At 72.0% G+C, this 12,562-nt stretch carries 11 protein-coding genes; 3 read left to right on the forward strand and 8 right to left on the reverse strand.

The annotated features are described in order from the left end of the window. Positions 1 to 150: 150 nt before the first annotated feature. The 4 genes from ACIP89_RS27020 to miaA form a co-directional block, all read right to left on the reverse strand. Entirely contained in the window at positions 151 to 2,265 is a 2,115-nt protein-coding gene (locus ACIP89_RS27020; protein WP_402117206.1) for a RelA/SpoT family protein, read from the reverse strand. Between the two features lie 140 nt (positions 2,266 to 2,405). Further along, positions 2,406 to 3,278 carry a diaminopimelate epimerase gene (gene dapF, locus ACIP89_RS27025; protein WP_401931149.1) on the reverse strand — a complete coding sequence of 291 codons (873 nt, stop codon included), beginning with the start codon at positions 3,276 to 3,278 and terminating at the stop codon, positions 2,406 to 2,408. Positions 3,279 to 3,383: 105 nt separating this feature from the next. Beyond that, positions 3,384 to 3,824: a hypothetical protein gene (locus tag ACIP89_RS27030; protein WP_401931421.1), complete on the reverse strand. Its 441-nt coding sequence runs from the start codon at positions 3,822 to 3,824 to the stop codon at positions 3,384 to 3,386. 107 nt (positions 3,825 to 3,931) lie between these two features. Continuing rightward, the gene (miaA, locus tag ACIP89_RS27035) at positions 3,932 to 4,870 is read right to left on the reverse strand and encodes a tRNA (adenosine(37)-N6)-dimethylallyltransferase MiaA (protein WP_401931176.1); all 939 of its coding nucleotides are present in this window, start codon (positions 4,868 to 4,870) and stop codon (positions 3,932 to 3,934) included. Positions 4,871 to 5,114: 244 nt separating this feature from the next. Here miaA and ACIP89_RS27040 point away from each other — a divergent pair, with 244 nt between their 5' ends. Continuing rightward, entirely contained in the window at positions 5,115 to 5,351 is a 237-nt protein-coding gene (locus ACIP89_RS27040; protein ID WP_401931143.1) for an antitoxin, read from the forward strand. Positions 5,352 to 5,558: 207 nt separating this feature from the next. Here the strand turns inward: ACIP89_RS27040 and ACIP89_RS27045 are convergent, their stop codons facing one another. Then, entirely contained in the window at positions 5,559 to 6,272 is a 714-nt protein-coding gene (locus tag ACIP89_RS27045) for a class III extradiol dioxygenase subunit B-like domain-containing protein (protein ID WP_401931141.1), read from the reverse strand. A 144-nt stretch (positions 6,273 to 6,416) separates the two neighbouring features. Next, positions 6,417 to 7,937, reverse strand: coding sequence for a tRNA (N6-isopentenyl adenosine(37)-C2)-methylthiotransferase MiaB (gene miaB, locus ACIP89_RS27050; protein ID WP_402117208.1), 1,521 nt, complete (start codon positions 7,935 to 7,937; stop codon positions 6,417 to 6,419). Positions 7,938 to 8,072: 135 nt separating this feature from the next. Here miaB and ACIP89_RS27055 point away from each other — a divergent pair, with 135 nt between their 5' ends. After that, complete coding sequence (locus ACIP89_RS27055; protein WP_401931137.1) at positions 8,073 to 9,074, forward strand: TAXI family TRAP transporter solute-binding subunit; 1,002 nt, start codon at positions 8,073 to 8,075, stop codon at positions 9,072 to 9,074. Between the two features lie 226 nt (positions 9,075 to 9,300). Here the strand turns inward: ACIP89_RS27055 and ACIP89_RS27060 are convergent, their stop codons facing one another. Continuing rightward, positions 9,301 to 10,695, reverse strand: coding sequence for an ATP-binding protein (locus ACIP89_RS27060; RefSeq protein WP_401931134.1), 1,395 nt, complete (start codon positions 10,693 to 10,695; stop codon positions 9,301 to 9,303). Between the two features lie 16 nt (positions 10,696 to 10,711). Next, positions 10,712 to 11,404 carry a response regulator transcription factor gene (locus ACIP89_RS27065; RefSeq protein WP_401931169.1) on the reverse strand — a complete coding sequence of 231 codons (693 nt, stop codon included), beginning with the start codon at positions 11,402 to 11,404 and terminating at the stop codon, positions 10,712 to 10,714. Positions 11,405 to 11,753: 349 nt separating this feature from the next. On the opposite strand from ACIP89_RS27065, the gene ACIP89_RS27070 reads away from it, so the two are divergent. Next, positions 11,754 to 12,542 carry an amino acid ABC transporter ATP-binding protein gene (locus ACIP89_RS27070; RefSeq protein ID WP_073737734.1) on the forward strand — a complete coding sequence of 263 codons (789 nt, stop codon included), beginning with the start codon at positions 11,754 to 11,756 and terminating at the stop codon, positions 12,540 to 12,542. The last annotated feature ends 20 nt before the right edge of the window (positions 12,543 to 12,562 follow it).

Raw genomic sequence — 12,562 nt, forward strand, 5'->3', positions numbered from 1 at the left:
TACGGCTACCAGCGCCGCCCGCCCGCCGCGGGACGGCGCGCGCCACGCCACTCGAACGAGATCCGCGGTGGCGGACGGCGCCGGGCTCCTGGGGCGCATTCCGAGGTCCCGCCCGCTCGCGATGCCTGGCACGACCCGGGGCCGCCCCGGTCAGAGAACGGCGGCCGGGTGCTGCGCGCGGCTCACGTCGTACACCCCCGGTACGTCGCGCATCGCGCGCATCAGCGAGGGCAGCCCGGCGGCGTCGGGGAGTTGCAGGGTGTAGGTGTGCCGCACCCGTTGTTCGCTGGGCGGTTCGACGGTGGCGGAGACGATCGCCGCGTCCGCACCGGCGATGGCCTCGGTGAGGTCGGCCAGCAGCCGGGGCCGTCCGAAGGACTCCGCGACCAGCGTCACCCGGCACTCCGACGCGTCGCCCCAGCTCACCGCCACCGGTACCCGGCCGATGGCCTCCATGCGGGACACCGCCGGACAGGCCAGCCGGTGGACGGCGACGGCACCGCCGCGCACCGTGAAACCGGTGACGTCGTCGGGCGGTACGGGGGTGCAGCAGCCGGCCAGCCGTACGGTGGCGTCCGGCCGGTCGACCAGGGCCCTCGCGGCGCGGCCGCCGGCGCCCTCGGATCCGGGCGGCGCGGGCTGCGGTCCGGGCCTGGGGTCCGCGGCCGCGTTGCCGGACACGGTGTCCGCGTCCTGCGGGTGGGCGTCGAGCCAGCCGGTGATCGCGATCCGGGCGGTGGGCGTCCTGGCGTGGTCCAGCCAGCCGGGCGAGGGGCCGGAGGCGGCGTCCTCCGCCAGCAGCAGCTGTACGGTGTCGCCGTCGCCGAGCGCGGTGCCGAGCGTGGCCAGCCGGCCGTTCACCCGGGCGCCGATGCAGCTGTGCGCCGCGTCCCCGTACTGCGCGTAGGCGGCGTCCACGCAGCTGGCCCCGGCGGGCAGCCCGAGCGTGCCGCCGTCGGTGCGGAAGACGGTGATCTCGCGGTCCTGGGCGAGGTCGGCGCGGAGCGTGGTCCAGAAGGTGTCGGGGTCGGTGGCGGACTGCTGCCACTCAAGGAGGCGGGACAGCCAGCCGGGCCGGGTCGGGTCGGCCCGTTCGCCGTCGGCGGGCTCCGCGCTCTGCGCGCCGCTGTCCGCGGCGTACGGATTGCCGAGGGCGATGACACCCGCCTCGGCCACCTTGTGCATCCGGTGGGTGCGGATGAGGACTTCGGCGACCTCGCCCTCGGGGCCCACCACGGCGGTGTGCAGCGACTGGTACAGGTTGAACTTGGGGGCCGCGATGAAGTCCTTGAACTCGGAGATCACCGGGGTGAAGCAGGTGTGCAGCTCACCGAGGACGGCATAGCAGTCGGCGTCCTCCCCGACGAGCACCAGCAGCCGTCCGAAGTCGGTGCCGCGCAGCTCGCCGCGTTTGACGCTGACCCGGTGCACGGAGACGGAGTGGCGCGGCCTGACGAGGACTTCGGCGGGGATTCCGGCCTCCCGCAGGACCGAGGCGACGTTCTCGGCGATGGCGGTGAGCGGGTCCGCCCCGCCAGTGGCGGTGGAGATCACGGCCTGGGTGCGTGCGTACTCCTCGGGGTGGAGGATCGCGAAGACGAGGTCCTCCAGCTCGGTCTTGAGCGCCTGCACACCGAGCCGTTCCGCGAGCGGGATCAGCACGTCGCGGGTGACCTTGGCGATCCTGGCCTGTTTCTCGGGGCGCATCACGCCGAGCGTGCGCATGTTGTGCAGCCGGTCCGCGAGCTTGATCGACATCACCCGGACGTCGTCCCCGGTGGCCACCAGCATCTTGCGGAAGGTCTCCGGCTCGGCCGCCGCGCCGTAGTCGACCTTCTCCAGTTTGGTGACGCCGTCGACCAGATAGCGGACCTCGTCACCGAACTGCTCCCCCACCTGGTCGAGGGTCACCTCGGTGTCCTCGACCGTGTCGTGGAGCAGGGACGCCGTCAGCGTCGTGGTCTCGGCGCCGAGTTCCGCGAGGATCAGGGTGACCGCCAGCGGGTGGGTGATGTACGGCTCGCCGCTCTTGCGCATCTGCCCGCGGTGCGAGCTCTCCGCCAGGACGTAGGCCCGGCGCAGCACGGTGAGGTCGGCGTCGGGATGGTGGGCCCGGTGCGCCTCGGCCACATGGCCGATGGCGTCGGGCAGCCGGTCCCGGGAGACCGGGCCGAGCAGGGCTACGCGGCCCAGCCTGCGGAGGTCGATCCGGGGACGGCCCCGCCTGCGGATGGGAGCACCTGGGTTGGTGGCCTCTGCGCTCATGGGGCACCTCCGGCGACGTCGACCGGCGGTGGATAGGTGCGGTCGCGCCTCCGGGCCGGTGCTTGATGCTACCGACCCCACCACGTGGCTGAGTCCGGCTCTCGCCCAGCGTGAAACGGATCACCCATTCGAGCGAAGCGCTATCCGTTCAGCGTTTCGAGCCAGGCCGGATCGATCGTGCCCTCCGCGACGATCACGGCCGGTCCGGTCATCTCGATCCCGCCGTCCGGGTGCTCGGTGATCACCAGCGTGCCGCCGGGGAGGTCGACGGTGTACGTGACCGGGGTGCCGGTCAGCGCGGGGTCGGCCGCGTCCCGGCGGGCCGCGGCGACGGCCACCGCGCAGGCGCCGGTGCCGCAGGACCGGGTCTCGCCCGAGCCACGCTCGTGGACGCGCATGGCGACGTGGCGGGGGCCCCGGTCCACGACGAACTCGATGTTGACGCCGTCCGGGTAGACCCCGGCCGGGCCGAAGGACGGCTCGGAGAACAGATCGCCGGCGTGCGCCAGATCCTCGACGAAGGCGACCGCGTGCGGGTTGCCCATGTTCACGTTGCGGGCGTCCCAGCCGCGGTCTCCGACGGTGACCGTGACTCCGTCGGCGGGCAGCTGCGCGCGGCCCATGGAGACGGTGATGTCGCCGTCCTTGGCGAGGTGCACGTTCTTCACCCCGCCTCGGGTGGCGACCGCCAGATCGCCCTCCCCGACCGAGCCGGAGCGCTGGAGGTAGCGGGCGAAGACCCGTACGCCGTTGCCGCACATCTCGGCGATCGAGCCGTCCGCGTTGCGGTAGTCCATGAACCACTCGGCCTCGTCCGCCATGGCCCGCGCCTCGGGGTGGGCGGCGGACCGCACGACGTGCAGCAGCCCGTCCCCGCCGATGCCGGCCCGGCGGTCGCAGAGCCCGGCCACGACGGAGGCGGTCAGGTCGAGGGCGTTGTCCGGGTCCGGAAGGATCACGAAGTCGTTCTCGGTGCCGTGGCCCTTGAGGAAGTCGATCTGCGAGGTGGTCACGGGACAACTGTACGAGGTGGCACCGACAGCGCCGGAATCCGCCCGCTCCGCCCCACCGGCCGCTGCCACCGGTCCGCGGGGGCGGGCAGGACGGTCCGGCCGGTGTCAGGAACGCAGCCGGGCCACGCGCCACACGGCCAGCGCGACCAGTGCCGCGCACACCGCGACGTACAGCACGATCACCCGCCAGTCGGGGCGCTCCCCCGAGCCCCTGGCCGGCAGACCGGGCCAGGTGTGTCCGACGCGGCGGGCGGCCATCATGCCCCAGCCCGCGGCGCAGCAGCTGATCAGCAGTCCCAGCATGGCGACGACCGCGCCGCCGTCACCGAACTCGAAGGCGAGCGGGAAGGCGAACATCAGCGATCCCATCGCGGCGAGCGTGACGATCGGCGCGAGCTGCCAGATGCGCAGCCGGCGGGCGGGGCGGAGCTCGACCTCGACCTCGGGGGTCACGGCGAGCTCGTCGGGCCCGTCGGGGCTCAAGCTTCCTGCCTCGTGCTGCGTGTCCGGTGCGTCTTGTTCTGTGTCGCGAGGGCCGGCCTCCATCGCCACGCGCCCTCCCAACTCGGACTCCACTGGTCGATCGATGCTCGATGATGGCACGCCGCGACCGGCCGAACTGACGGGCAGGGCTTCCCGATGCCATCACGTGATCAGGCTGTGACCGCTCGTTCGACCAACGCCAGCGCCTGGCGCGGGAGTTCTCCGCGGTGCTCGGCGGCGCCGCTCAGCCAGTGGACGCGCGGGTCGCGGCGGAACCAGGAGTCCTGCCGGCGCGCGAACCGTTTGGTGGCGCGCACGGTCTCGGCACGCGCCTCGTCCTGCGTGCACTCCCCGGCCAGCGCGGCGAGCACCTGCTGGTAGCCGAGCGCCCGGGAGGCGGTACGCCCGTCCCGCAGCCCCCGCGCCTCCAGTGCGCGTACCTCGTCGACCAGCCCCGCGGCCCACATCCGGTCGACGCGCAGGGCGATGCGCTCGTCGAGTTCGGGGCGGGCCACGTCGACGCCGATCTGGACGGTGTCGTAGACCGCATCGTTACCGGGAAGGTTGGCCGTGAAGGGCTTGCCGGTGATCTCGATGACTTCGAGGGCCCGGACGATGCGCCGCCCGTTGCTCGGCAGGATGGCGCGGCCCGCCTCGGGGTCCGCCGCGACGAGCCGGTCGTGCAGCGCGCCGGAGCCCCGTTCCGCCAGCTCCGCCTCCAGCGCGGCCCGGATGCCGGGATCGGTGCCGGGGAACTCCAGGGCGTCGATCGCGCCCTTCACGTAGAGCCCGGAGCCGCCCACCAGGACCGGGGTGCGGCCCTCGGCGAGCAGCCGGTCGATCTCGGCGCGGGCGAGGCGCTGGTATTCGGCGACGCTGGCGGCCTCGGTCACGTCCCAGATGTCCAGCAGCAGGTGCGGGACGGAGGCGCGTTCCGCCAGGGTCAGCTTCGCGGTGCCGATATCCATCCCCCGGTACAGCTGCATGGAGTCGGCGTTGACCACTTCGCCCCCGAGCTGCTGGGCGAGGAACACCCCCAGGTCGGACTTTCCGGCTGCGGTGGGACCGACGACGGCGATGACCCGCGGTGCGGGAGCTGGACTTCTCACCGGCACAGTCTCGCAAACCCGGGGGCCCGTTCCGAATGGCCGACAGGGCGGGCCGGGGGCCGCGGCGCGTACGGACACCCCGTCAAGTAAAATGTCGAGTACATATGGGCGTTTTCTCACGGTTCGGCTTTTCGTTCCGCCACGACAGCGGGTATCGCGGCGGTGACTGCGCGGCAGCATGGCGGGTACCCGGTCCGGAGAGAAGACGCGCACGCACGCACTCCCCCAGCAGAGAAGGTGTCCGATGGGCTTCATGGACAATTTGAAGGCGAAGCTGAGCCCGGCCAAGGACAAGGTCAGCGACCTTGCGCAGCAGCACGGGGGCAAGATCGACCAGGGGCTCGACAAGGCCGCGCGGACGGTGGACCAGAAGACCAAGGGCAAGTACAGCGACAAGATCGTGTCCGGCACCCAGAAGGCCAAGGACGCGGTGGAGAAGCTGTCCCACAAGGACGGGGGCACCACCCCGCCCGCTTCCTGACCCCGGTCCGGCCGGACACCGCGACGGCCGCGGAGCGATGCGCTCCGCGGCCGTCGCGGTGCGTGCGGTCGCGGGACCGGGTGGACCGGCCGGGTTCGGGACGGGCTCGGGTTCGGGACGGGCTCGGGTTCGGGACGGGCTCGGGTTCGGGACGGGCTCGGGACGGGGTTGCTCAAGGGCTTCCGGGCGGCCCCAGCCGTCGCCGGATCAGGCCCAGGCGGCGACCAGGTAGCCCACTCCGTAGGGCGCGTCGTCGTACAGCAGCCGGCCGTCCAGACCGGCGCCCTGCGCGGCCCCCGCGAGCACCTGCCAGGGTGCGCGGCCCGCGGCCTTCAGCTCGTACGCGAGCGCCTCGTCCAGCCCGGTCAGCGCGCCGGTGTCCGCCGCGCCCAGCGCGCGAGCGGCCGCCTCGTCGAACGCGGCGGCGCGCTCGTCCAGGTAGCCCGGAGCCTTGAGGGTGCGGCAGGCACTGCCGTCGCCCATCACCAGCAGCGCCACCCGGTCCGCCCGGCCGGCCAGCGCCCGGCCGGTCTCCGTGCAGCGGGCGGTCTCCAGCGGCTCCCCCACGCCCAGCGCCTCGACCGGCGCGTCCGCCCACCCGGTACGGGCCAGCAGCCAGGCGCCGACGGCGAGCGACGCCGGGAGCGGCCGGTCGGCCACGGTGCCCAGGTCCCGCCCGAGCCGGACCGAGAGATCGACGCCGAACTCCTCGAAGGAGCCGGTGGCGCCCTCGGGATGCGTCCCCCGGCCCGCGATGCCGGCCGGGCCGATCACGATGAGCAGATCGGGCCGGGAGGCGGCCAGCACGCCCAGCGCGTCGGTGCACGCGGTCCTCGCGGCGTCGAGCTCCGGCGCGGCGCCGGCGGCGACGTCGGGGACCAGCAGGGGCGGACAGGGGCACACAGCGGCGGCGACAAGCATGGTGGGCAGCGTACTGGCTGCGCGCTCACGTGCCCCTCGGCGCACGGCCACGTCCCGCTCGGCGCGCGGCTACCTCCAGCTCGGCGTGCGGCCACGTGCCCCTCGGCCGGTCCGAGATCACGTGTCCCTCGGCGCACAGTCCGTTCAGTCGCAGCCGCAGCCCGGGGCGGAGGCGGCGGGCAGCGGGGCCGGGGCGCCGATGCCGGGCAGGCCCAGCATCACACCGGCGGGCTTGGCGGCAGCCGCGGCGTTGCGCTTCTCCCAGGCGTCCCCGGACCGGGTCCGCCGCACGGCGAGGGGCGCGCCCTCGGCGAGCAGGTGGTGCGGGGCCGCGTAACTGATCTCGACGGTCACCACGTCGCCGGGGCGGACGTCCTGGTCCGGCTTGGTGAAGTGCACGAGGCGGTTGTCGGGGGCGCGGCCGGAGAGCCGGTGGGTCGCGCCGTCCTTGCGGCCCTCGCCCTCCGCGACCATGACGTCCAGCGTGCGGCCGACCTGCTTCTTGTTCTCCGACCAGGAGATCTCCTCCTGGAGGACGGACAGGCGCATGTACCGCTCCTGGACGACCTCCTTGGGGATCTGCCCCTCCATGTCGGCGGCCGGGGTTCCGGGCCGCTTGGAGTACTGGAAGGTGAAGGCGTTGGCGAAGCGCGCCTCGCGGACCGCGTGCATCGTCTGCTCGAAGTCCTCCTCGGTCTCCCCGGGGAAGCCGACGATGATGTCGGTGGAGATCGCGGCGTCGGGCATCGCGGCCCGCACCTTCTCGATGATGCCGAGGAAGCGTTCCTGCCGGTACGAGCGCCGCATCGCCTTCAGGATCGTGTCGGAGCCCGACTGCATCGGCATGTGCAGCTGCGGCATCACGTTCGGCGTCTCGGCCATGGCGGCGATCACGTCGTCCGTGAAGTCGCGCGGGTGCGGCGAGGTGAAGCGGACCCGCTCCAGTCCTTCGATCCGCCCGCAGGCGCGCAGCAGCTTGGAGAAGGCCTCCCGGTCGCCGATGTCGGAGCCGTAGGCGTTGACGTTCTGGCCGAGCAGGGTGATCTCCGAGACGCCCTCGGCGACCAGGGCCTCGATCTCGGCCAGGATGTCGCCGGTCCGGCGGTCCTTCTCCTTGCCGCGCAGCGCCGGGACGATGCAGAAGGTACAGGTGTTGTTGCAGCCGACGGAGATGGAGACCCAGGCCGCGTACGCGGACTCGCGGCGGGTGGGGAGCGTCGAGGGGAACGCCTCCAGGGACTCGGCGATCTCGATCTGCGCCTCCTCCTGGATGCGGGCGCGCTCCAGCAGCACGGGCAGCTTGCCGATGTTGTGCGTACCGAAGACGACGTCCACCCAGGGGGCGCGCGCCACGATGGTGTCGCGGTCCTTCTGGGCGAGGCAGCCACCGACCGCGATCTGCATCCCGGGGCGCTTCGACTTCATCGGGGCGAGCCGGCCGAGGTTTCCGTAGAGCTTGTTGTCGGCGTTCTCCCGCACCGCGCAGGTGTTGAAGACGACGACGTCGGCGTCCCCGTCGGAGCCCTCGGGCGCCCGTACGTATCCGGCGTCCTCCAGCAGACCCGACAGCCGCTCGGAGTCGTGGACGTTCATCTGGCACCCGTAGGTGCGCACCTCGTAGCTTTTTCTGACGTCCACTGCTTCGCTCCGGTTGCCGCTGCTCATGCGACAAGGGTAGGCGCTGCCCGGACACCTCCCGTCGCGGGCGGCTCCCCGGACGGTTCCCCCGGCCCCGCGCCGGGTGGCAGATCCGTCGGCGCCCCTGGCCATGGCCGGGAACCACCTGGCAGGATCGCCGCCATGCTCCCGGCGGCTCTGTCCCGAATCGGCCGGCGTCGCTCCCTGCGGGCAGGCGCCGCCCTCCTCGTCGTGCTCGGGCTGCTCATGTGGTGGCTGCTCCCGCTCGGGGACTCCACACCGACCGGGAGCCTGTCGTTCAGCACCGGCGTCCGCACGGGCGTCTACCAGCTCTACGGCGAGCGGCTGAAGGGCGCGCTGGCCAAGGATCTGCCCGATGTGTCGATAGAGCTGCAGACCAGCGAGGGATCCCAGCAGAACATCGCCCGGGTGGCGACGGGCAAGGCCGATTTCACCATCGCGACCACCGACGCCGTCGCCACCTACCTGCGGGACCGGAAGCCGGGCGCCGAGCGGCTGCGTGGCTGTGTCCGGCTCTACGACGACTACATACAGCTGGTCGTGGACCGGGGCTCGGAGATCCGTAAGGTCTCCGACCTGCGCGGCAAGAAGGTCGCGGTCGGCCAGCCGGGCTCCGGGGTACGGCTGGTCGCGGACCGGCTGATGACGGCCGCCGGACTGGATCCCGTCAACGACGTGACGGCGGTACCGGCGGGCATCGACACCATGCCGGAGCTGCTGCAGGACGGCAAGCTCGACGCGTTCTTCTGGTCCGGGGGGCTGCCGACCACCGCGGTGGCGGACCTCTCCGACCGGTTCGAGATCCGGCTGGTCCCTCTGGAGAACCCGCTGATCAAGCAGCTCCAGGCGGCGGGCGGCTCCACCCGCTACTACCGCTCGGCCGTGATGCCCGCCGACGCCTACCGCAACGCGCAGCAGGGCCAGGCCGTGCCCACCGTCGCGGTCGCCAACGTGCTGGTGACCACCGACCGTACGGACGCGGCGATGACCGAGGCCTTCACCCGGACCGTGATCGACAGCCGGGACCGCATCGGGCGTGAGGTGCACGCCGCGCAGCTGGTGGATCTGCGGACCGCGATCTACACCGATCCGCTGCCGCTGCACGAAGGGGCCAAGCGCTACTACCGCTCGGTCAAGCCCTGAGTCCGCACGACCGCTCGGCCAGGCCCCGAGTCCGGACCACGGCTCAGCCAGGCCCTGGGTCCGCACTGCCGCTCGGTCAAGCCCTGGGTCCGCACTGCCGCCCGGCCGGGCCCTGGGCCCGCACTGCCGCTCGGTCAAGACCTGAGGCAACGAGGGCGGGCCGCCGGACAGCCCGCTCAGCCGTGCGGGTCCGCTCGGTCGGCCCCACACGCCCCACACGCTCCGCTCAGCCGTGCGGACCGTTGCGGGGCACCGAGACCGTCACCCGCAGCCCGTGCGGTTCGTGGCGCTCGTAGGCGATGGTGCCTCGGCTCGCGGCCAGGAGCGCCTTCGAGATGGAGAGGCCCAGCCCGGAGCCCCGTACGTTCTGGTGCTGCGAGCTGCGCCAGAAGCGGTCTCCGACGCGCTCCAGCTCCTGCTCGGTGAGGCCCGGTCCGCGGTCCGCGACGGCGACCGTGACGCATTCGCCTCCGGAGGCGACCGTGACCCGGACCTCCTCCTCCGCGGGGGTGAACTTGAGGGCGTTGTCGATGATGGCGTCGAGTGCGCTGGACAGGGCTATGGGGTCCGCCCAGGCGGTGACGGCGGGTGTGCCGTCCGTCCGGAGCCGGACGCCCTTCTCCTCGGCCACCGGACGCCAGGAGAGCACGCGTTCCGCGGTGAGGGCGCCGATGTCGGTGAGCTGGAGATCGGCCGCGGCGTGTTCGGCCAGGGCCAGGTCGAGCAGGTCGTCGAGGACCTGGCCCAGGCGCTTCCCCTCCGTGCGTACCGAGGCGATCTCCTCGTTCCCCTCCGGGAGTTCCAGGGCGAGCAGCTCGATCCGGAGCAGCAGCGCGGCCAGCGGATTGCGCAACTGGTGCGAGGCGTCCGCGACGAAGGCGCGCTGCTGTTCCAGCACGTCCTCGACGTTGTCGGCCATCTCGTTGAACGAACGGGCCAGCCGCCTGAGTTCCGGCGGTCCGCCGGAGGCCGCCACCCGGGACCGCATCCGGCCGCTGGCGATGTCGTGGGCGGCCACGTCCAGGGTCCGCACCGGGAGCAGGACCCAGCCGGTGAGCCGGATCGCCGCGCCGACGGCCACCAGCATCGCGACCACCTCGCCCGCCGCGATCACCAGCCAGCCGCGCAGGGTGTCGGAACGCATCTGCGCGGTGGGCGAGTCGATGACGACGACGGCGACCACGTCACCGTCCCGCACGACGGGTGAGGCGACGACGACCCGGCCGTCCTGCCAGGGCCAGACCTGCGGCGGATCGTGGCTGCGACGGCCGAGCAGCGCCTCGTTGAACGCCTCGCGCCCCTCCCCCTCGACCGGCAGCCGCCAGTCGCCCGGGGCCTTCGCCATCGCGGAGTCGTCCCGGTAGAAGACACCGGCCCGGATGCCGTACACCGAGTCGTACGTCTCCAGTTCGGTCTGGAGTGTGCGCTGCCGCTCGTCGTAGCCGTTGGTGCGCTCGGTGATGAACTGGGCGAGTGCGGCGAAGCGTGCCGTGTCGTCGATCCGGTCGATCACCACGCCCTGCTGCTGGGCGGCGGCCACACTGACCGCCAGCGGGAAGCCGAGGGCGAGCAGGACACTCGCCATGAGGACGATGAGCAGCGGAAGCAGCCTGGTACGCACCGGAGACGTGCCGCCTCTACGCGGACGGGGCGACGAGGCGGTAGCCGACCCCGCGCACGGTCTCGATCAGTGCGGGCAGCCGCAGCTTGGCGCGCAGGGAGGCCACGTGCACCTCAAGCGTGCGCCCCGTCCCCTCCCAGCTCGTGCGCCAGACCTCGCTGATGATCTGCTCCCGGCGGAACACCACGCCGGGCCGCTGCGCGAGGAGTGCGAGCAGGTCGAACTCCTTGCGGGTGAGCTGGACTTCGCTGCCGTCGACACTGACCCGCCGGGTGGGCAGCTCGATGTGCACATGGCCCAGGCGCAGCGCGGCGACGGGCGTGGGCCCGGTGTCCTCCGCGGCGGGCTTGCGCCGGCTGACGGCGTGGATTCGGGCGAGGAGCTCGCCGGTGTCGTACGGCTTGGTCACGTAGTCGTCCGCGCCGAGGTTCAGCCCGTGGATGCGCGAGCGGACGTCGGCCCGCGCGGTCACCATGATCACCGGGACGGAACTGCGCTTGCGGATCTTCCCGCAGACCTCGTAGCCGTCCTGGTCGGGCAGCCCGAGATCGAGGAGTACGACTCCGAAGGGCTCCGCGTCCGTGGGGAGAAGGGCCTGGAGGGCCTCCTCGCCGCTGCGGGCGTGCATCACCTTGAAGCCGTGCCGGCCGAGGATGGCGGACAGGGCGGCGGCGACGTGGTTGTCGTCCTCGACGAGCAGCAGTCTCATGGGCCCCCTCTCCGGAGTCGCGGTGCCGGTGAATGTCGTGGTGCCGGCGGACGTGGTGTCGGTGCGGTCGCGTAGTCCCCTGGTCACTTCCCCGTATCGAGGCGTTTCACGTCAGGGTGTACCAAGGCATCCACCCCGATGACCGGTGGGCCAGTCAAGTGCCTGCCGGTTGCATCCATGTTTCCGTTATGCACCCGGTACGCCGGGACGGCCCGCGTGACGTCCCGTTCACGCGGAGTGTCCGGTTGCGGCCGGATCGTTATGCTCAATTTCCGCTCAGATGTAATGACGCTGGTCGCACTGCGTCACTAAGGTCCTTGCCAACCGAGGAGGACGGAGCAAAAAGCCGATGAGCGGAGTTTCAGTGACCAAGGGCGCCGAGGACGCTGCACCCGCGGCCGGCGGCGACCTGGTCGTGCTGAGCAACGTCAACAAGCACTTCGGCGCGCTGCATGTGCTCCAGGACATCGACCTGACGATCGCCAGTGGCGAGGTCGTGGTCGTCATCGGGCCCTCGGGGTCCGGGAAGTCCACGCTGTGCCGCACGATCAACCGCTTGGAGACGATCGACTCGGGCGCGATCTCGATCGACGGGAAGCCCCTGCCCGAGGAGGGCAAGGAGCTGGCGCGGCTGCGTGCCGATGTCGGCATGGTCTTCCAGTCGTTCAATCTCTTCGCCCACAAGACGGTGCTCGAGAACGTGATGCTGGGCCAGCTCAAGGTCCGCAAGACGGAGAAGAAGGCGGCCGAGGACAAGGCGCGTTCGCTGCTCGACCGGGTGGGCGTGGGGACCCAGGCCGACAAGTACCCGTCGCAGCTCTCCGGCGGTCAGCAGCAACGCGTGGCGATCGCACGGGCGTTGGCGATGGACCCCAAGGTCATGCTGTTCGACGAGCCGACCTCCGCGCTCGACCCGGAGATGATCAACGAGGTGCTGGAGGTCATGCAGCAGCTCGCCCGCGAGGGCATGACCATGGTCGTCGTCACCCATGAGATGGGTTTCGCCCGCTCCGCCGCGAACCGGGTCATCTTCATGGCGGACGGGAAGATCGTCGAAGAGGCCGTGCCCGACCAGTTCTTCAGCAACCCGCGCAGTGACCGGGCCAAGGACTTCCTGTCGAAGATCCTTCACCACTGATGGAGCCTTCAGCGCCGGTT

It is taken from the genome of Streptomyces sp. NPDC088730, from assembly GCF_044751215.1.
Classification (GTDB): Bacteria; Actinomycetota; Actinomycetes; order Streptomycetales; family Streptomycetaceae; genus Streptomyces.